Here is a 19,389-nt window from a genome sequence, read left to right as displayed (position 1 = left end):
CCGACTGTCATTTTCCAGGGTAATGCTCCGAACTAAAGGCCTTATCCGAGAGGGATAGGCCATGGATAGAATGCGCATTTGCCGGGGAGAAGGGCGTGACGCTCACGGATGAGACGTGGGATGGTCTTTCCGGTTCAACCCCGCATACCCGGATATCGTCGATGATCGTCGGCCAAAGAATGGCTACCAAGTCGCCGAGTGGCGGAAGCGAGGGCGCCTGACCTGTCTCAATCCCGTAAATGAGGACACGGGGCGGCAGATCCCCCAGAACACGGCCCAGGGCCAGGGCCTCGGCCACCCCAAAGCCATGGCTCGATAGCAGCCCGGTGCTCTCGTCCAGTTCCAGCATATCCAGGCGCCGCACTGTGCCGGGCCGGGCGCCGCTGCGCATGGCATCCAGGAGAATGGCCAGGTGCGCGCCGCGCATGGCCGGGAGCAGGAGGCAGCCGGGGCGATCGCAGAGGTTGATATGGACCATTCCTGTGGGAAAATAACGGAGCAGGCCCATCCGTTCCAGTGCCTCCGCGAGTCGCCAACCCAGATCGTCGCCCGCGAAGGGCGAACCGATGCCGAGGACGCGGACGGGGTTCACCGCCGCTCCACCCGAACCGTCAGGAAATGGGTGGCGCAAGAGATGCAGGGATCGTAGTTGCGGATCACCATCTCGGCTTGCTGGCGCAGAGTCTCGTCGTCCCGGTCCAGACCCAGGGTTTCCAGGGCGTGACGCAGGTCCGCCTCGATACGCGCCTGGTTCTGACTGGTGGGCGGGACGATGCGGGCGTGCAGCACCTGACCTGCCGTATCCAGATCGTAGCGGTGCCAGAGCAGACCGCGGGGGGCCTCGGTGCATCCGTAACCAGGGCCGGAGCGCGGCACGGCGGGGACGAAGGACACCTCTGGCTCGGCGTAATCTTCCAGCAGGCGGCTGACCTCCAGAAGGGCATAATGAATTTCTGCCGCCCGCGCGACTATACTATGGAACATATTGCGGCTGGGAAAGGCGATGCCGGTACGCCCCAGGGTCTCCCGGACGGGGGTATGCAAGCGATCCAGATTGAGGTTGAGCCGCGCGAGGGGCCCCACCAGGTAGGGGCGTCCGTTCAGCGTCGTATAAAGGGCGGTGGAATGGGGTTCCTGGTGTTCCGGGAAATGGGTTTCGTACTCGGCGATGGAAATGTCGAGACCGTCAGAGGAGACGATGCGCCCCTCGTTCATGGGGTACTCATCCAGGTGGCGCAGGGCCACACTGACAAAGTCCTGAGGGTCGTCGGGCAGGTTCAGGGAGGCGGTCCAGGCCACGAGGGCCTCGGCTCCAGGCAGGGCGGCCCACACCTGCTCCAGGAGTGCTGCCACCTCCACCCGGCTGGGCGCTCGGTGAAAGCCTCCCACCCGGGCGCCTACGGGATGCACCGAGCGACCGCCGAAAACGCGGATGATCTCGTTGCCCAGGGCCTGGAGGGCGAGCCCCCGGCGCACCACGTCGGGATACGTGCGCGCCAGCTCGGAGACGTTGCTGTAGCCCAGGAAATCGGGCGCCGCCAGCAGATGGATGTGCAGGCTGTGGCTCTGTATCCACTCGCCGCAGTAGAACACCCGGCGCATGGCCCGCACCCAGGGACCGGGCGCCAGGCCGAAGACGCTCTCGATGGCATGCACGGCGCTCATCTGGTAGGCCACCGGGCAGATGCCACAGATGCGCGCCACCATGTCCGGGATCTCCTGGTATTCCCGGCCTTCCAGGAATTTCTCGAAGAGTCGCGGCGGCTCGAAAATGCGCAGGCGCAGGGTTTTCAGGTGCCCGTCATGCATTTCCAGGTCCAGGGCGCCTTCTCCTTCCACCCGTGCCAGGACCGGCACGCAGAGGCTGAGCTTACGGCTTTGGGTCATGGGCCTGTTCCCGCCAATGGCGGCCAGCCTCGGCAAAGGCCGGGGCGCCGTTGTTGATGAAGAGGAAACGCCGTGCGACGGCTTCTGGCACCAGACCGAGCCCTTCCAGCCGCTGCCCGAGCGCCGCCGCGTTGGGGTTCTCTGCCGGCCCGTAGCAGGCATAGCAATCGCGTCCGAAACGGGGGCACAGCGCCCCGCAGCCGGTGAGCGTCACCGGCCCCATGCACGGCAGTCCTTTAGCCACCAGTACGCAGACGGCCTGATGGCGTTTGCACTCCAGACAGACTTTATCCTTTTCGAGCGCCGGTACGGCCCCGAAAAGGAGGGCGCGCATCGCCCCCAAAACCTGGCGCCCGTTCACCGGACAGCCCCACAGCTCCAGATCCACCGGCACATGGGCGGCGATGGGGGTAGAGGTGGCCAGGCTATGGATGTGTTCGGGCTGGGCGTAGATCTCCGCGATCCAACCGGGGCCGTCGGCCAGGTTGCGCAAGGCCTGGAGGCCGCCAGCGGTGGCGCAGGCGCCGATGGTGATGAGCCACCGGCTGTTTTTGCGGATTTTCTGGATGCGTTCCTCATCCTCCGACGTGGAGATACTTCCCTCCACGAAGGCCATGTCTACGACCGCGTCCGGGTCCACGGGCCCGGCCTCGGCGAAGTGGATGATCTCCACCAGCTCGGCAAGTCGCAGCAAGTCCTCCCCTAGATTCAGGAAGGCCAACTGACAACCGTCACAGGAACTGAATTTGTGCACCGCGAGGCGTGGTTTGGCAGCGGCCATGACGTCAAAACCCTCGCTCGCCCAGCAGGGGCTGGAGTGCCGGGTAAGGAAAGACCGGGCCATCCCGGCAGACGAAGTTTCCCCCCAGCTGACAATGGCCGCAATGCCCGACGGCGCAGTGCATGCTGCGCTCCATGCTGAGCCACAAGTTCTCCCCCGCCACGCCGCGCCGCAGCAACTCCTGCACGGCGGCCCCCATCATGGGCTCGGGGCCGCACATCATCACCAGTGCACCGGGATCGAACTGCACGCGGTCGAAAAGGACCGTCACCGGCCCCACTTGCCCGAACCAACCGGCGCTGCCCACGTCCGCTGCCAGCCCCACCTGCACGTCGGGCAGCCGACTCCAGGCTTCGTACTGGTCGCGCCAGATGAGGTCGTCGGTATGCTTGACCCCCTGCAGGATGGTGAGCTGCCCAAAGCGTTCCCGTCGCCGCAGGATGTAGTGGATGACCGAAGCCACCGGCGCGCAGCCCAGCCCCCCGGTGAGCAGCACGATGTCTCTGCCTTCGGCCCGTTTCAGGGGCCAGCCCCGACCGTATGGCCCGCGCAGGCCCAGGCGGGCACCCTTTCCCAGACGCGCCAGCCCTTGGGTGACCCGCCCCACGGCACGGATGGTATGGTCGATGCGGTGCGTATCTTCGGGATCGGAGACGATGGAAATGGGCACCTCGCCCACCCCATACAGATAAACCATGTTGAACTGGCCCGGCTGAAAGCGATAGCCGATCTGCATTCCAGGGTCGGTGAAGGCAAGGCGCAGGGTGAAGATGCTGGGGGACTCCTGAATGCGCTCGAGGACCTCGACCTCCTGGGGAAGGTAAGGATCAGGCATGATCCTCTCCGCAGATGGCCGCCGCTTCTGCGGTGATGTCGATGCCCGCCGGGCACCAGGCGATGCAGCGTCCGCAGCCCACGCAGCCGGAGCGGCCATACTGGTCGTGCCAGCTCCCGAGCTTGTGGGTCAGCCACTGGCGGTAGCGCTGGCGGGTGTCAGCGCGGATGACGATGCCGTGGATGGCGCTGTGGCCTGCGGTGAAACAGGAGTCCCATTGCCGGGAATGGGTACTGCTCAGGCCGTCCAGGGCAGGTTCCTCCGTCTCGGCGTGGCAGAAACAGGTGGGACAAACGGAGCTGCAGTTGGTACAGGACAAACAGCGTTGGGCGACATCCTCCCAGCGGGGGTGGTGCAGATTGGCAAAGAGATCATCCCGCAGGTTGCGGGACGGTAGGGCGCGTTGCTGCGCCTGGGCGGCAGCCATGATCTCCCCGTCGGCGGTGGCCTGTTGGAGGGGGTCCAGGGCTTCGAGGGGCAGTTGCCCGAGCAGTGCCTCGCCCTTGCGGCTCCCCGCCGTGACAATGAAGCCCTCGTCGAGTTCCGCCAGAGCCAGATCGAAACCCGACTCAGCCCGCGGCCCGTCGCCGGTGGAGGCGCAGAAACAGGTGGCCGCAGGATGGGTGCAATGCACCGCCACCAGAAAAAGGTTCCTGCGCCGGGCGCCATAATGGGGATCAGGAAACGGCCCCTCCAGAAAGTGCTGGTCCTGCAGACGCAGCGCCGCGAGATCGCAGGCGCGCACGCCGATGACGGCGGTGGGCCGGGCTTCCGGTTTCTTGGGGTGAAAGGTGATACCCCCGTCACTCCCCGCAGCGCTGGTCCAGAGGACCTCGTGAGGGGCAAAGAGCAGCGGTTTGAGGGCCTGGGGGCCGTTGGCCCAGGCGAAACAGCGCGGGCTCTCGTCCCGCTGAAGCCGGTACACGCCGGGCTGCTGGTGGTCGTGGACTCCCCGTGGCAGATCGTCGGCACTGTCCAACCCGTCATAAACAATGGCACCGTCCCGCACCTTCGGCCCCAGGCAGCGGTAGCCCGCCGCAATCAGGGCGGTCAGCAGGTGCTGGAACTCGGAGCGGGGAAGAAAACTGGGTGCGACCATCAGATGCAAACCCCGGTGACTTGGCGATTGCCAATAGTATAGACGGTATTCGGTGCAAAATTCGCGATGAGGATTACGGGTTGGTGCCGAGGCGCCATTGGGGCCATATGGTTTGTGGCTGTCGGTCGAGAATGGCGGCGTAGACAACGGTGTTGGTCAGCACGCTCTGCACATAATGGCGAGTCTGTTGGAAGGGGATGTTCGCGGTGAAAATCGGGCCAGCCCATGGTCCCGGAGGTGGTGTCCAACGGCTGAGCCAGCGTTGTGGTGCGCCGGGTCCGGCGTTGTAGGCTGCCGCAGCCAGCAACTCGGAGCCTCCAAAACGCTGTTGCTGAAGGCTCAGATAGTGAGAACCCAGGATCAGATTGCCACGGACGCTATGCAGATCAGCGTTGGCGGCTGCGGCTACGTGAGTCTGAAGCCACTGGGCTGTGGCAGGCATCACCTGCATCAGCCCTTGTGCACCGACGTCGGACTGAATGCCGAACGCAAAACCGGATTCCTGCCGGATCAGACCGGCCAGGAAGGCGCGGCGCAGGCCGGTCTGAGTAGCTGCGGCGCTGATTTCCTGTGCATAGGGAAGCACGTAGCCCTGTTGCCAGTCCTTTCCCCCGCGAATCAGGCTGCTCGCATGAATACCCAGTAACCACGCCCCATGTTGAAAGGCTGTCTGGGCTGCAGATTTGATCTCCCCTGTCCCTTTCAGCCCCTTCAAAAAATGGTCCCATTCGGCGAGGGCGTCGAAATAGAGTCCGAGATGATAGAGCGTGATCGCGGTCCGCTCGGGAGCCCCTCCATCCGATGCGGCGCTTGCTTCGGTCGGTGCGGGCGGATCGTCGGACGTTAAGATCAGTGGCCTGTTGAGGGCCGCCATGGCCAGTTGCCCGTAATAGGTCCAGGGAGATTCCAGAGCCGCCAACAAGATGCGGGCAGCCTGCGTATGTCCGAGTTGCAGCAGCGCGACGGCGGACCAGAATTGCCACTGTCGCTGCTGGCGTTGGGCAGCGTCCATCTGCTGAATGGCCTGCTCGACCATATTCCAGTCACCATCGCGTAGGGCGGTACGCACCATCCAGGCCAGCAGTCGGGGCCGGGGGCGAAACTGCGGATCGGCGGCATAGGCTTGGGCATACCACTGTCCCGATTCGGAACGAAAGGACAGGGTGGCGTGGTAGGCACTGTTATACAGCACCAGCGCCTTGTCAGCGGCAGAGAGAACGTCAAGGGTCCGCACAAACTGTGCCGCCTGCGCGGGGTGCGTGGCAGTGAGACGCAGCAGGGCGAGTACCAGGAGATGTGTCTGACCAGTTGGCCAGTTGTTGCCGCCGTATTGCCGTATCTGTTGAGATATCCACGCGGCAGGTGCGGTGACCGTCTGCGCAAGCTGGCCAGATTGTGGCGCGGGTAAAAACGGCGCAAAGCGCAGTGCAGCGTTAAAAGCGGATGCCTCGTACATCTGTTGCAGGCGCTGCCACAGCTCTGACGGCGTGATTTGCCCCTGTTTCAGATAGACGCGCGCCATGGCGTTGCAGTCATGATCATTCGCTGCGGCGCTGCTCCAGAGGGCGAACGGGACAATCATCGTGCTGGTGCTGAGCAGCGGATCGCGCGCCGCATCACAGCGCAAACTGACCAGATCGGGAATGCTGCCGGCGTGGAACACCTGGGTAAAATCCGACCAGTCCGCGCGGCGCGCGAGTTCTAACAGCCACTGTTGGCGCAGCAAATGATGTGCCGCCCCACCCGGAAAACGCTCCGCATAGTGTTGATACTGGTCTTGGGTCAGGGTGGTGAGGCGGGGTTGCAGAGACCAGTACCCTACCCATGGCCCCATGTAGGTACTTTCTAATTCAGGCAGTGCGTTGGCGGCAGGACGATAATCCCCCTGAGCGAAAGCGGTCGCCGCCGAGGTCAGAAGTTGCTCCTGAACGGTGTTGAGGGTAACGGCTGCTGCGACTGACGTGGCAGAGACCATCCACAAGGCAAGCGTCACCGTGGCAGCCAAGGGACGCGCAAGACGTATTTTCAGGACTGTTTTAAACGCAGCCATCGACTGAGGTGCTTGGTGACCGAGGCAAGACGCTTGGGATGATCTTGGGCCAGGGGACCAACATGCAAATTAAGGGGTTCACAATGATCTTTGCCGTGACATATCACGCCATGCGATTCGCAATGGGCGCCCGCTTGCTGCAGAGCGGCGACCATTTTCGCTTCCAGCGCGGCACCACAGCGACCATCGTATTGAATCAGCGCCAACTGTTTTTCCGGGAGGAATTCCAGGTGCCCGCCCATCGCCTCGAAAACCCGGAGTGCTTCTAAGGCGGGTTCTGTCACCCCGTGGAGGGCACCGCTGATGATGAAACGTTCTCGCCGCTTGTCTTCTGTCTGTACTGCTTTCATACGTCTCAGTTCCCTAAGCGTTTTCTCATGAAATACGACGTGCTGCGCTGGCCGGTGCGCATCGGGTGGTCATCCGTCATAATGCCACCAAACAGGCGATTCAGGAAGCATCGCGGCGCGTGCCTCAGCGCCCGGTTTCTGGCAGTGGCGCGAGAAGAGAGGCGAGATCGTCGGGACCGAAACGGAGCTTTTCTTTCTGCGCCTTCTCCAGCACGGCGGCGGCGAGAATGGCCTTTTTTTCCTGCAATGCCAGGATTTTTTCTTCAATGCTCCCGGCGACAATCAGTTTGTAAACAAAAACCTGACGTTTCTGACCGATGCGGTGGGCGCGATCCGTGGCCTGGTTTTCGGCGGCGGGATTCCACCAGGGGTCATAGTGAATCACGGTATCCGCCGCCGTGAGGTTGAGGCCGACGCCGCCCGCCTTGAGGCTGATCAGGAAAAGTGGCACTTCACCGCGCTGAAAGCGGTCGATGGGCGTCTTGCGATCCTGGGTGCTGCCGGTGAGCAGGACGTAAGGGATATGCATCTTGTCGAGGCGTGCACTGATCAGGGCGAGCATCTCGGTGAATTGTGAAAACAGCAGAATCTGGCGACCTTCCGCCAGCAACTCCGGAATCATCTCCATGAGCAGAGCAAGTTTGGCGCTGTCCTGTACTTTACGCGCCTTCTCGCTCTTGAGCAGGCGCGGGTCACAGCAGACCTGCCGCAGCTTGAGCATGGCGTCGAGGATGACGATCTGGCTGCGTTGAAAACCCTTGGCGGCGATTTCCTGACGGATACGTTCATCCATGGCGCTGCGTACGGTCTCATAAAGGTCGCGCTGCGCCCCGTCGATGTCCATGGAGCGGATGATGATGGTTTTCTCGGGAAGTTCCTTGGCGACTTCTTCCTTGCGGCGGCGCAGGATGAAAGGACGTACCCGACGGGCCAGCAAATCCAGACGCTCGGCATCTCCGTGGCGCTCGATGGGGCCACGCCAGACCCGTTGGAAGCTGCGCGGGTCGCCGAGAAAGCCGGGCAGGAGGAAGTCGAATTGCGCCCAGAGTTCGCCGAGATGGTTTTCCAGCGGCGTGCCGGTGAGGGCGAGCCGATGTCGGGTGGGAATCTCGCGAATGGCTTCGGCGGCACGGCCCTGCGCATTCTTGACCATCTGCGCCTCGTCGAGAATCAGCAAATGAAAACGCTGGTCCTTGAGCGTCTCGATGTCCCGCCAGACCAGCGGATAGGTGGTGAGAATCAGATCATGCTTGGGTATGTCGGCAAAGCGGCTGCTGCGTTCTTTACCGTGCAGGGAGAGTACCCGCAGGTCGGGGGCGAAGCGCTCTGCTTCTTCCCGCCAGTTATGAATCAGGGAGGTGGGCATGATGATCAGGGCGGGATCGGTCAGGCGGCCGTTCTCCTTTTCCAGCAGCAGATGGGCGAGGGTTTGCGCGGTTTTGCCGAGACCCATGTCGTCCGCGAGAATGCCACCCAAATGATGCTCGCGCAGGAATTGCAGCCAGGCGAGTCCATCTTGCTGATAAGGCCGCAAGGGGAGGGCGAAACCGGCCGGCAGGGCGACGGGTGTAATCTCCCCATTTTGCGGCAGACGCTTGGCCAGGGCACGCACGGCATCCATACCTTCACTACGCCACTGGCTGTTATCCGCCAACCGGGTGAGACGCGGCGCATCAAAGGCGGACATCCGCAGAGGGCCAGAAGCGCCAAGGCTGAACAGATCAATGAGGGTGCCGACCAGTGGCTTCAGGCGATCCGCCGTGGTTTGAATAGGGATACCCGCCGGAGTATGTAGGTGAATGTGCTCATCGTCAGGGATGGTGCTGAGACCGCCGGGATTCAGCCAGCGCGGATCGCGGTTGAAGAGGGCGCCGAGCAGGGGAGGCAGCGCCAGCCGCTGACCGTCCACCACGATGCCGACATCCAGGCCCAACCAGCCCTCTTCGGCTTCATTCACCTGCATATCCCACTCGTCCACCTGCAGGAAGTAGTGGCGGAAGCCATCCGGCCAGCGCACTTCCCAGCCCTGGTGACGGAGTGCATCAACGCCTGTCGTCATGAACCCATCCCAGTCGGCCTCACTGGCCAGGCCATAGATGGGATGTGGCAGCAGCGATAGGCTGTGGAAAATGCTGGCCTTGACGGGTTTCAGGCCGGTTTTATCCAGTGCCTGCAGCGCTCGTTTTTCGGCTGCCGTGTCGCGTTTTATGCGGACCATTTCGCCATTATTGAGGGTCTGGATGGCACTGTCGTCGTCTATGGCGATATGTGCGGGACCATACACAAAGGCGGGTTGCGCATAGTCGAAGCGGCAGGTAGGGCTCCATTGCCCTGCATAGTGGCGGTGCGCCTGAATGCCAAGGAGGGCCAGGGTGTCACACCAGAGCAAGGCTTGCAGAGGCGCAGCAACCTCCCGTAAACCCTGTTCGGGGTCGGTCACAGGCGCGGGAAGGCCAGGCACCGACTGTTCCAGCATCTCGCGCAACAGGCTGGCTTCTTGCGCATTGAGGGGGGGGGCCTGCAACAGATCGCGCAGGACCGTGACCGGCATGTCCGTGTCGATCGGGCCGATTTCCTGGGTTTCTCTATCCAGATACCAGGCAATATCCAGTGGCAGGTAGCCGCTCGCGGGTGGCGTGGTTGCCAATGCCGGATATTGTTCCCCACCCTTGCTGACGTTCCAGGTCAGGGTGCCGGGTCGGTTGTCGCCCAGGCGCAGGGCGGGGTTGGTCAGTGCGTTGCCGAAGAGACGCCCTGTGCCCGCGAGTAAGGTGAGCGCCGCGGCGCCGTGGCGGGGACCGAGATCAAATTCACCGGTTTGACTGGCGTAAGGGTCTTCCAGCAGCAGGCGCCGCAAGGCACGTTGGTCCGTTTCGTCAATAAAGCTGGGTGGGCGGCGTAAAGCGCCTTCAAAATTATACCAGTGGGTGAGATCGGTGCATTCTCCCGTTTTGTTCAGGCGGGCCTTGTGACAACTGAGTACCGGACCTTGGTGGCGCCGGTTGTTCAGTTCCAGCAGCCAGTATAGGACGTAAGTGGTGGTCGGGGCCTTGGGTTTGGGCGGCTCCAGGTGGGAGCGCAGTTCGCTCAGCCATTGCATCACATGCGGGCGCAAAACCGGCGTCGGCGCCGTGTGGCTGCGCTGGGCGAGTAGAGCGAGGAGCACTGCCGTGACATGCTTGCAGCGACTGCTCACCGGGCAGGTACACAGGGTCACCAGGCGCCCCTGGCTGAGGTGAATGTCTACCCGATACGGCTTGCGCGTCGTGCCTTGCACCAGGGCGCTGAGGTCGGTGCCGCCGCGCTGCTCCAGATGGCTGATGGACTTCTGGTAAGGTTGGGCCTTGCGAATCTCCAGATCACCCAGCCAACTGCGGATGTCTTCATAGCTGTACGTTTCCAGCGTGGGCATCGTACTGGCATCGCGGTGCCAGTTCATCCAGTCGTTCTTGGTGGGCATGGGTTTGCTCGGTGGCGTAAGCAGGATCAGGAAATGCGCCCGGACGACGCCGCAGCACAAACCGCAGATAGTACACAGTCGGAGGGTAGGAGGGGAAGCCGTTCGATTCGGTCCACCAGTATCCCCGCCAGCGCCTTGCCGTTATCATGGGCGAAACGGCGGGCACAGAGAGGCGGGCGATGGCGGCTTTTGGGACGAGTGGGTTGCGGGGTCTGGTGGCGGATCTCACGGATCAGGTCGTTTATTTACACACGCGGGCCTTTCTCCGTTATCTTGCGGAAATCGGCGAGTTTCCCGCCGGGGATGCGGTGATACTGGGCGGCGACCTGCGTCCGAGCACGCCGCGGATGCTGGCCGCGGCCTGGGCTGCTGTCCTCGCGGAAGGCGGGCAACCGGGGTTTGCCGGATATCTCCCCGCACCGGCACTGGCTTTTGCGGGGCTGACGGCGGGGGTGCCATCGCTGATGGTCACCGGCAGTCATATCCCCTTTGATCGCAACGGCATCAAGTTTAACCGCCCCCAAGGGGAATTGATGAAGGCTGATGAGGCCGGGATCCTGCGTCAGGATATGACGGTGGATGTAGCCCTTTTCGACGCCGCGGGCGCGCTGCGCAAACCACCCGTTTTGCCCGCCGCTGACCCGCACTGGCTGGCGCTCTATCAGCAGCGTTACCGGGATTTTTTCGGCGCGGACAGTCTTGCCGGATGGCGACTGGGCGTTTACCAGCACTCCGGCGTCGCCCGTGATCTGCTGGTGACACTGCTGGAGTCGCTGGGTGCGGAGGTGCTGCCCCTGGGCCGCTCTGCGAATTTCGTGGCCCTGGACACCGAGGCCCTGCGCCCCGAGGACACGGTTCTGGCGCAGCGTGCGGTGGCTGAGCACCATCTCGACGCGCTCCTGACCACAGACGGCGACGCCGACCGTCCCATGATCGCTGACCATGAAGGCCGCTGGTGGCGCGGTGATGTGCTGGGGATTTTGACGGCCCATGCCTTGGGCGCCCATACGGTAGTCACGCCGGTCAGTAGCAATACGGCGCTGGAGTTGTCCGGCTTTTTTCCGGAAATCCGCCGCACCCGGATTGGTTCCCCTTATGTCATAGCGGCGATGCAGGGCGCTTTGCAGGAGGGACAGGTGCCCGTCTGCGGTTATGAAGCAAACGGTGGTTTTCTGCTGGGTAGTCCGCTCACCCGGGATGGCCGCACCTTGGCGCCGCTTCCTACCCGCGACGCGATTCTACCCATGTTGACGGTGCTGACGGCGGCGCAGAAACGACGCATTCCCCTGGCCGCCTTGCTGGCCGACCTGCCACCCCGTTATACCGCCAGCGACCGTTTACAGGACTTTCCCACGGCGCTGAGCCAGCGCTACCTGGATGCTTTTCGCAGCAAGGAAAAGGTGGCGAATCTCGCGGCTTTCAACGCTGCCTTCGGAGAAATCGCGGGTGACGCACAGCACCTGGATCTGACGGACGGTATCCGGGTGACCCTCGCGCCGGGGGGCATCATTCATCTGCGGCCTTCCGGCAACGCGCCGGAACTGCGCTGCTATACGGAGGCCGACAGCCCGGAGCAAGCCGAGGCCCTGCTGCGGACTGCCTTACAGGTCATGAATGGCTGGCGTGCCTGAGCGGCAGATGCGGCGCATCTCTTTCTCGCGCATCTGGTGGGTGTACATCGGCGCCGGGCTGCTGATTGCGGACCTGTTGCTGATGGTGCTGCGCTATCTGGGCGTGGTGTTCAAAACCAACGCGGTGGCGGAGCTGGCAGTCCACCATGGCGTCGATGCCGAGGCGCAAAATCTGTTGCACCTCGCGGACGTGCTGAATGTCGTCCACTGGAAATGGATCGGCGAAATTTTCCTGGTCGGCGTTGTTTTACTTTTTATCGGACTGTGGAAACCCTTTTACCGAAAAAAATAATTCTGCCCCTCTTCAGCCCATGCCCTGACTGCGTAGATAATCCTCATAGGTCCCCTTGAAATCCTGAATGCCCCGCGGAGTAAATTCGATGATGCGGGTGGCCAGTGAAGACACAAATTCCCGGTCATGACTGACAAAAAGCAAGGTTCCGTCGTATTTTTCCAGGGCTGAGTTGAGAGACTCGATGGATTCCATATCCAGGTGGTTGGTCGGCTCATCGAGAATCAGCACATTGGGTTTCTGCAGGGTGAGCTTGCCGAAGAGCATCCGGCCCTTTTCGCCGCCGGAGAGCACCTTGACCGAACGATTGACCTGATCCTGCCCGAAGAGCAGGCGTCCCAGCACACCACGGATCACCTGGTCATCATCGCGTTCACCGCGCCACTGGCACATCCAGTCGAAAAGCGTCATCTCTTCCGCAAATTCCGGGGCATAATCCTGGGCGAAGTAACCGATACGCGCATTCTCCGCCCATTTTATTTCGCCGGCATCGGTGGTCAATTCGCCCATCAGACAACGCAACAGGGTGGTTTTGCCCAGGCCATTGGCGCCGATAATCGCAATGCGTTCGCCCGCTTCGACATGCAAACGCATTTTATGAAACAGGCGCAGATCGCCAAAGGATTTGCTCAGGTCCTTCCCATCCAGGGCATTGCGATAGAGTTTGCGTTCCTGATGAAAGACCAGATAGGGATTTTGCCGGCTGGAAGGCTTCACCTCTTCAAGCTGGATTTTCTCTAACTGACGGGCGCGGGAAGTCGCTTGCTTGGCCTTGGAGGCATTGGCGGAGAAGCGGCTCACAAAGCCCTGCAACTCGGCCATCTTCTCCTTTTTCTTGTCATTATCGGCGAGCAACTGATCCCGCACCAGGGTTGAAGCCTGCATATATTCATCATAATTGCCGGGATAAATGCGTAATTCACCGTAATCCAGGTCAGCCATGTGGGTGCAGACGCTATTCAGAAAATGGCGGTCATGGGAAATGATGATGACGGTGCTGTTGACGTTGCTGATGAGTTCTTCCAGCCACTGGATGGTATGGATGTCGAGGTTATTGGTCGGCTCGTCCAGGAGCAGAATATCGGGGTCGGCAAATAGCGCCTGCGCCAGCAATACCCGTAGTTTCCAGCCGGGTGATACCGCGGACATCAAGCCGCTGTGCTGCTCCAGCGGAATACCCACGCCGCTCAGCAACTCCCCGGCCCGGGACTCGGCCGCATAGCCGCCCAACTCGGCAAACTCCACCTCCACATGCGCCACGGCCATCCCTTCTTCGTCGGTCATCTCCGGCAGGGCATAGAGGCGATCGCGTTCCTGCTTGACGCGCCAGAGTTCGGCGTGACCCATGATCACCGTGTCCAGTACGGTACAGTCCTCAAAGGCAAACTGATCCTGCCGCAGCTTGCCCAAACGCTCGCCACTGCTCAGGCTGACGTGTCCGGAACTGGGCTCCAGATCGCCACCGAGAATCTTCATCAGCGTCGTCTTGCCGCTGCCGTTGGCCCCGATGAGGCCATAGCGATTGCCATTGCCGAACTCGACGGAGACGTTTTCAAAAAGGGCCTTGGCCCCGAATTGCATGGTGAGGTTGGCGGTGCTAAGCAAGATCGACTCCGAAAGACGGCAAACAGGGCTGATGGACGGGCGCGATGATAGCATTGAACCGGGTTGCGCGTCCTACTCTTCGTTGCGTAAGGTGCGCACTAACTTGACAGATTCACTCAGCTTCCCGTACCTTGCTCAGTGAATCGTTATAAACGCTAGGGGCGCCCCCGTCGTGGGCTGAGAGGTACCCTTGGAACCTGATCCGGGTCATGCCGGCGTAGGGAAGCGCGACCGCAGCACGCCTGTCCGCATCTTCCGCCCGCATCCTGATTTTGTTCCGCAGTAATCGGATAAATTTTGAGGAGGAATGACTATGGCTACCCGTCCCACGGATATGGTGAATACGATGCAGGACGCAGCGGTAACCTGCGGCCCGATTCCCGGCTCACACAAGCGTTACCTCAGTGGCGAGCGTTTCCCGGAATTGCGCATCCCCTTGCGGGAGATTCGGCAGAGCGACTCCCGGAAGCGGGACGGCAGCCTCGAAGTCAATCCGGCCATCCCGGTCTATGATTGCAGTGGTCCCTACACCGACCCGGACGTGGTCATCGATATTCATGCGGGCTTGCCCGCCCTGCGCTGGCAATGGTCGCCGACGGATACCGCCATTGAAAGCCGCCCCGAGCCCAGTTCTGCCTATGGTCGTGCCCGTCTGGCGGATGTGCGCACGGCGGATCTGCGTTTTCATCATCGCCGCGAAATTCGCCGGGCGGCCAACGGCGGCAATGTCTCCCAGATGCACTATGCGCGGCGCGGTATCATCACCCCCGAAATGGAGTTCGTCGCCATCCGCGAAAACCAGGGTCTGGATCGTTTGCGTGCCAGCCATCCGGCGCTGTTCCGTGCCCATCGCGGCGAGTCCTTCGGCGCGCATATTCCCGACACCATTACCCCGGAATTTGTGCGCGATGAAATCGCCCGGGGCCGCGCCATCATTCCCGCCAATATCAATCACCCTGAGCTGGAGCCGATGATTATCGGCCGCAATTTTTTGGTGAAGATCAACGCCAATATCGGCAACTCCGCGGTCACCTCGTCCATTGCCGAGGAAGTGGAAAAAATGGTCTGGTCGATTCGTTGGGGCGCCGATACGGTCATGGATTTATCCACCGGCAGGCACATTCACGAAACCCGCGAATGGATTATCCGCAATAGTCCGGTACCCATCGGGACCGTGCCGATTTATCAGGCCCTGGAGAAGGTCGATGGGAAGGCCGAAGACCTCACCTGGGACTTGTTCCGGGATACGCTCATTGAGCAGGCGGAGCAGGGTGTCGATTACTTTACCATCCATGCCGGCGTGCTGCTGCGTTATGTCCCGCTGACGGCGAATCGTCTTACCGGCATCGTGTCGCGTGGTGGTTCCATCATGGCCAAATGGTGTCTCGCCCACCACCAGGAGAGCTTTCTCTATACCCATTTTGCAGAAATCTGCGAGATCATGAAGGCCTACGACGTGAGCTTTTCCCTCGGCGATGGCCTGCGTCCCGGCTCGCTGGCCGACGCCAATGACGAGGCGCAGTTTGCCGAGCTGCACACGCTGGGTGAACTCACCCAGATCGCCTGGAAGCACGATGTGCAGGTCATGATTGAAGGCCCCGGCCATGTCCCCATGCAACTCATCAAGGCCAATATGGACGAGGAGCTACAGCACTGTTTCGAGGCCCCGTTCTACACCCTGGGACCGCTGACCACGGACATCGCCCCCGGCTACGACCATATCACCAGCGCCATCGGCGCCGCGCAGATCGGCTGGTATGGCACCGCCATGCTCTGCTACGTCACGCCCAAGGAGCATCTTGGCCTGCCGGACAAAAATGACGTGCGCGAAGGGGCCATCACTTACAAGATTGCCGCCCACGCCGCCGACCTGGCCAAGGGACATCCCGGTGCGCAGGTGCGCGATAATGCCCTGTCCAAAGCGCGTTTTGAATTCCGCTGGGAAGACCAGTTTCACCTCGGGCTGGACCCGGAAAAGGCGCGGGAATATCACGATGAAACCTTGCCGCAGGAGGGTGCCAAGGCGGCGCACTTCTGTTCCATGTGCGGCCCTCATTTCTGTTCCATGAAAATCTCCCAGGATTTGCAGGAATACGCGCAATCCAAGGGTGAAGACATCGAGACGGCCCGACTGGAAGGACTGCAGGAAAAGGCAGAGGACTTTAAGCGGCTGGGGAAGAATATTTACCTGCGTTAATACAAGAAAGGGGCCCGAAGGCCCCTCCGACGGTGTACCGCTTAGCGGAACCGTTTTCTGGTGTAGAGGTAGGCGATACCGGACAGGCTGAAGTAAATGAACGGTATGATGAAGATAAAATCTTCCAGATCGACATATTGCATAGATAGATCCTCGTCTTCTAGTGGTCGGAACCCTGCTTTCGCTGCTCTTCATCCTGTCTTTCGAACATGATAGCACCTGCAGCAGAGATGAGAACAATCATGGTGGTACCCACCAGCCAGGCAAAGTACCAGGGTCCATAATCTCCGGTAATCACCGCCAGAAAAAGGGACAACACCATGACCGCGGCCAACCCGATAAATGTGAGCAAATTTTTCATGTCAGCCTCTCCTTAATAAGCGTGGTCGTCTTGCGTGTCTGGCGCCGCCACCTTGCCGCGCATCACCCGGAAACACCAGGTGGTGTAACTGATGATGATGGGCAGGAAAATCAGACCGAAGATGGTCATCCAGATCAGATTATACTCACTGCCCGTGCTGTTCCAGACGGTGAGACTCTGGTCGATGTTGTCCGTGGAGGGCATCAGGAAGGGGAACATGGAGCTGCCCACCGCCCCGACCGTACCAATCCAGGCCAGCGCACCCATCCACCAGCCGAGAGTGGGCTTGTTGGCACGTAGCGCGAGGACGCCCAAAATCATGCCGACCAGTCCCAGCAAGGGTACCAGCCAGAGAATGGGGTGGGCGGAATAGTTGGCCATCCACGCCCCTTTGACCATCTCTACGGTCTGACCGCTGACGGGATTGGCGGGCATGCCCGGGTCACCGCCGACCAGCTGGAAACCCTTCATTTCGGACACCATGAAGCCGCCGATAACAAAAAGCACCGCTGCCAAAAGGCCACCGACGCTCGCGTAATTCCGTGCCCGGTCATACAGCGCACCGCTACCACGGATCATGAGCATGGTGCCGCCCTGATAGATGGCCAGACTCAGTGACAGTACGCCACAGAGAATCGCAAAAGGATTCAGCAGATACCAGATAAAAGACTCCGTCTGGTAATACTGTCCGTCCCAGCCAAAATGGAAACCCACACCCTCCAGAATGTTCCCCATGGCGGCGCCATAAATAATCATGGGCAGGGCACCGGAAAGGAGAAATACCCAGTCCCAGGAATCGCGCCAGCGCTGTGTGGGCACCTTGGAGCGATACTCAAAGGCGACCGGCCGCATGATCATGCTGAACAGGAGCAAAATCATGACGATGTAAAAAACCGAGAAAGAAGTGGCGTACAGGGTGGGGAAAGCAGCGAAAATCGCGCCACCGCCGAGAATGAACCATACCTGATTGCCATCCCAGTGAGGACCCACGATGTTCAAAGCCTCACGGCGTTCGCCATCGGTTTTGCCCACGAAACGCATCAACGTCCCTACACCCATGTCCATACCCACCATGATGGCGAGGCCCATGAGCAGGATACCGAGGATCAGAAACCAGAATACTTTTAAACCCACATAAGCATCCATATTGTGTTCTCCATTCAAGCGGGGGTGAAATACCCCCTGATTCATCCCGCAGAGATTACTTGCGATCCATGCTGAGCTTGGCGAATGCCGGCTGTCCGGCCATACCACCACCTGCAGGCTGGGCGCCATGACCGTGCTGATCTTCCTGCGGACCCAGACGGGCGTATTTGAACATGAGGTAAAGCTCCGCAGCGATGAAAGAGCTATACAATAAAGTGAACCCGATCAGTGAGAACACCATGTAGCCAACGCTATGGCTGGAAGCGGAGACGAAGGTGGGCAGCCAGCCAAATACCGTCCAGGGCTGACGACCATTTTCAGCGGTGATCCAACCGAACTCCACGGCCACCCAAGGCAAAGAAATGCTCCACATGGCCAACTTGAGCAGGCCGGGGTGCTTTTCAATCTCATTCTTCAGGCTGAAGTAAGCCGCGAAGGCGAACAGTGCCAGCATGAAGAAGCCTGCAGCCACCATCAGGCGGAAGGACCAGAACTCCACCCAGACATTGGGAATGGTGTCCTTTGCGGTCTTGTCCAGAACGCTGGGCAGATTCGTGGCGTTGATTTTCTTGAGGTTCTGATCGGGCGCAAATTGCATGGCCAGGAAACCATAGCCCATATCATTCTCATACTGTTTGAAAGTCGTCAGAGCCTGGGTGTTACTGTGGTCTGCGTTATATTCCTTGAGAGCGATCATGGCCTTGATGCCATTCACGATCTTCGGCTTTGCTTCCTGCTCCAACTGGATGATTCCCGGAATGACCGTGGTTTCGGAGTGGGTCAGCAGCGGCGTCAGTATATACGGGATGGAAACCGCGAACAGGTTTTTCTGTTCGGCCCGGCTGGGGATGGCGATAAGGTTCCAGGAAGCGGAGACGGTGTTGTAGTCCGTGTTCCAGATGGCTTCCATGGCCGCCAGCTTGGTAGGTTGTTTCTGGCCGTCAATATAGCCCAGGGCATCACCCAGCGTAATGACGCCGATGCTGGAAATTACGCCGAACAGGGCGGCGATACGGAAGGAGCGCAGCGCTATGTCCTTCCGTTTGTTGGTCAACAGGTAATAAGCGCTGATGCCCATGACGAACATGGAGCCGGTCACAAAACCAGCGATGGAGGTGTGGACGAACTTGGCCTGCGCATCGGGGTTGAAGATCAGTTCAATAAAGCTGGAAAATTGCATTCGCATGGTATTGGGGTCAAAAGTGCCGCCACGCGGGTCCTGCATAAAGCCGTTGGCAATCAGAATCCACAATGCAGAAAGGTTGGAGCCCAGGGCAACCAGATAGGTGACCACGAGGTGGGCCTTACGGCTCATTCGCTCCCAGCCAAAGAACATCACACCGACAAAGGTGGATTCCATGAAGAAGGCCATCAGCCCCTCAATGGCCAGTGGGGTGCCAAAAATATCGCCCACGAAGTGAGAATACATGGACCAGTTGGTCCCGAATTCAAACTCCATAGTCAGGCCAGTGGCGACACCCAGAGCAAAGTTGATGCCGAAGAGTTTACCCCAGAACTGGGTCATTTCTTTGTAAATCGGTTTGCCGGTGATGACATACACCGTTTCCATGGTGGCCAGAATAAAGGTCATGCCAAGGGTGAGCGGTACAAATAAGAAATGGTAGAGAGCGGTCAACGCAAATTGCAGGCGTGATAGCTCCACCACCGTGGGATTGATCAACATGTCCATGAATT

At 60.5% G+C, this 19,389-nt stretch carries 15 protein-coding genes and 1 riboswitch; of the genes, 3 read left to right on the top strand and 12 right to left on the bottom strand.

The annotated features are described in order from the left end of the window. Window positions 1-7: 7 nt before the first annotated feature. From M0P56_RS03185 to M0P56_RS03150, 8 genes are all read right to left on the bottom strand, one after another. Window positions 8-592: a hydrogenase maturation protease gene (locus M0P56_RS03185; protein WP_291508599.1), complete on the bottom strand. Its 585-nt coding sequence runs from the start codon at window positions 590-592 to the stop codon at window positions 8-10. Then, on the bottom strand, window positions 589-1,887 hold the full coding sequence (locus M0P56_RS03180) for a nickel-dependent hydrogenase large subunit (RefSeq protein ID WP_291508598.1): 1,299 nt from the start codon (window positions 1,885-1,887) through the stop codon (window positions 589-591). The genes M0P56_RS03185 and M0P56_RS03180 overlap by 4 nt, the downstream gene beginning before the upstream one ends. After that, window positions 1,871-2,668, bottom strand: a complete 798-nt coding sequence (locus tag M0P56_RS03175) for a sulfhydrogenase subunit delta (protein ID WP_291508597.1) — start codon at window positions 2,666-2,668, stop codon at window positions 1,871-1,873. Before M0P56_RS03175 ends, M0P56_RS03180 begins: the two co-directional genes overlap by 17 nt. 4 nt (window positions 2,669-2,672) lie before the next feature. Further along, window positions 2,673-3,503 (bottom strand): FAD/NAD(P)-binding protein, encoded by an 831-nt coding sequence (locus M0P56_RS03170; RefSeq protein WP_291508596.1) that lies wholly within the window; start codon window positions 3,501-3,503, stop codon window positions 2,673-2,675. Continuing rightward, window positions 3,496-4,602, bottom strand: coding sequence for a 4Fe-4S dicluster domain-containing protein (locus M0P56_RS03165; protein WP_291508595.1), 1,107 nt, complete (start codon window positions 4,600-4,602; stop codon window positions 3,496-3,498). Before M0P56_RS03165 ends, M0P56_RS03170 begins: the two co-directional genes overlap by 8 nt. A gap of 73 nt (window positions 4,603-4,675) precedes the next feature. Then, on the bottom strand, window positions 4,676-6,652 hold the full coding sequence (locus M0P56_RS03160) for a lytic transglycosylase domain-containing protein (protein WP_291508594.1): 1,977 nt from the start codon (window positions 6,650-6,652) through the stop codon (window positions 4,676-4,678). Then, entirely contained in the window at window positions 6,628-7,002 is a 375-nt protein-coding gene (locus tag M0P56_RS03155) for a hypothetical protein (RefSeq protein ID WP_291508593.1), read from the bottom strand. Before M0P56_RS03155 ends, M0P56_RS03160 begins: the two co-directional genes overlap by 25 nt. Before the next feature lie 124 nt (window positions 7,003-7,126). Then, window positions 7,127-10,462, bottom strand: a complete 3,336-nt coding sequence (locus tag M0P56_RS03150; RefSeq protein ID WP_291508592.1) for a DEAD/DEAH box helicase — start codon at window positions 10,460-10,462, stop codon at window positions 7,127-7,129. Between the two features lie 179 nt (window positions 10,463-10,641). Between M0P56_RS03150 and M0P56_RS03145 the strand changes: the two genes are divergently transcribed. Both M0P56_RS03145 and M0P56_RS03140 read left to right on the top strand, forming a co-directional pair. Beyond that, the gene (locus M0P56_RS03145; protein ID WP_291508591.1) at window positions 10,642-12,093 is read left to right on the top strand and encodes a phosphomannomutase; all 1,452 of its coding nucleotides are present in this window, start codon (window positions 10,642-10,644) and stop codon (window positions 12,091-12,093) included. Between the two features lie 7 nt (window positions 12,094-12,100). Further along, window positions 12,101-12,385 (top strand): hypothetical protein, encoded by a 285-nt coding sequence (locus M0P56_RS03140; protein WP_291508590.1) that lies wholly within the window; start codon window positions 12,101-12,103, stop codon window positions 12,383-12,385. A 12-nt stretch (window positions 12,386-12,397) separates the two neighbouring features. Here M0P56_RS03140 and M0P56_RS03135 read toward each other — a convergent pair whose 3' ends face one another. Next, the gene (locus tag M0P56_RS03135; RefSeq protein ID WP_291508589.1) at window positions 12,398-13,990 is read right to left on the bottom strand and encodes an ABC-F family ATPase; all 1,593 of its coding nucleotides are present in this window, start codon (window positions 13,988-13,990) and stop codon (window positions 12,398-12,400) included. A gap of 147 nt (window positions 13,991-14,137) precedes the next feature. After that, window positions 14,138-14,231: riboswitch (TPP riboswitch) on the top strand. Window positions 14,232-14,324: 93 nt separating this feature from the next. Between M0P56_RS03135 and thiC the strand changes: the two genes are divergently transcribed. After that, window positions 14,325-16,187, top strand: a complete 1,863-nt coding sequence (gene thiC, locus M0P56_RS03130) for a phosphomethylpyrimidine synthase ThiC (protein ID WP_366110148.1) — start codon at window positions 14,325-14,327, stop codon at window positions 16,185-16,187. A 160-nt stretch (window positions 16,188-16,347) separates the two neighbouring features. Here thiC and M0P56_RS03125 read toward each other — a convergent pair whose 3' ends face one another. Genes M0P56_RS03125 through M0P56_RS03115 form a run of 3 tightly spaced genes read right to left on the bottom strand, consistent with a single transcriptional unit; the run spans window position 16,348 to window position 19,384 of the window. Beyond that, window positions 16,348-16,548, bottom strand: coding sequence for a hypothetical protein (locus tag M0P56_RS03125; protein WP_291508587.1), 201 nt, complete (start codon window positions 16,546-16,548; stop codon window positions 16,348-16,350). 12 nt (window positions 16,549-16,560) lie between these two features. Then, window positions 16,561-17,694, bottom strand: coding sequence for a cytochrome d ubiquinol oxidase subunit II (cydB, locus tag M0P56_RS03120; RefSeq protein WP_291508586.1), 1,134 nt, complete (start codon window positions 17,692-17,694; stop codon window positions 16,561-16,563). Window positions 17,695-17,749: 55 nt separating this feature from the next. Beyond that, window positions 17,750-19,384 carry a cytochrome ubiquinol oxidase subunit I gene (locus M0P56_RS03115; protein WP_291508585.1) on the bottom strand — a complete coding sequence of 545 codons (1,635 nt, stop codon included), beginning with the start codon at window positions 19,382-19,384 and terminating at the stop codon, window positions 17,750-17,752. Window positions 19,385-19,389: the final 5 nt, after the last annotated feature.

The organism is Acidithiobacillus sp., from assembly GCF_023229925.1.
In the GTDB taxonomy this organism is placed as follows: Bacteria; Pseudomonadota; Gammaproteobacteria; order Acidithiobacillales; family Acidithiobacillaceae; genus Acidithiobacillus.
The sequence above is the reverse complement of the archived record's forward strand: the minus strand, read 5'-3'. Positions and strand labels throughout refer to the sequence as shown.

What these genes read in the sequence shown, in the direction of transcription:
- M0P56_RS03170 (WP_291508596.1), bottom strand. Translation starts at nt 3,503, where the DNA reads ATGCCTGATCCTTACCTTCCCCAGGAGGTCGAGGTCCTCGAGCGCATT.
- M0P56_RS03145 (WP_291508591.1), top strand. Translation starts at nt 10,642, where the DNA reads ATGGCGGCTTTTGGGACGAGTGGGTTGCGGGGTCTGGTGGCGGATCTC.
- thiC (WP_366110148.1), top strand. Translation starts at nt 14,325, where the DNA reads ATGGTGAATACGATGCAGGACGCAGCGGTAACCTGCGGCCCGATTCCC.
- M0P56_RS03155 (WP_291508593.1), bottom strand. Translation starts at nt 7,002, where the DNA reads ATGAAAGCAGTACAGACAGAAGACAAGCGGCGAGAACGTTTCATCATC.
- M0P56_RS03150 (WP_291508592.1), bottom strand. Translation starts at nt 10,462, where the DNA reads ATGCCCACCAAGAACGACTGGATGAACTGGCACCGCGATGCCAGTACG.
- M0P56_RS03140 (WP_291508590.1), top strand. Translation starts at nt 12,101, where the DNA reads ATGCGGCGCATCTCTTTCTCGCGCATCTGGTGGGTGTACATCGGCGCC.
- M0P56_RS03165 (WP_291508595.1), bottom strand. Translation starts at nt 4,602, where the DNA reads ATGGTCGCACCCAGTTTTCTTCCCCGCTCCGAGTTCCAGCACCTGCTG.
- M0P56_RS03180 (WP_291508598.1), bottom strand. Translation starts at nt 1,887, where the DNA reads ATGACCCAAAGCCGTAAGCTCAGCCTCTGCGTGCCGGTCCTGGCACGG.
- M0P56_RS03115 (WP_291508585.1), bottom strand. Translation starts at nt 19,384, where the DNA reads ATGGACATGTTGATCAATCCCACGGTGGTGGAGCTATCACGCCTGCAA.
- cydB (WP_291508586.1), bottom strand. Translation starts at nt 17,694, where the DNA reads ATGGATGCTTATGTGGGTTTAAAAGTATTCTGGTTTCTGATCCTCGGT.
- M0P56_RS03175 (WP_291508597.1), bottom strand. Translation starts at nt 2,668, where the DNA reads ATGGCCGCTGCCAAACCACGCCTCGCGGTGCACAAATTCAGTTCCTGT.
- M0P56_RS03125 (WP_291508587.1), bottom strand. Translation starts at nt 16,548, where the DNA reads ATGAAAAATTTGCTCACATTTATCGGGTTGGCCGCGGTCATGGTGTTG.
- M0P56_RS03160 (WP_291508594.1), bottom strand. Translation starts at nt 6,652, where the DNA reads ATGGCTGCGTTTAAAACAGTCCTGAAAATACGTCTTGCGCGTCCCTTG.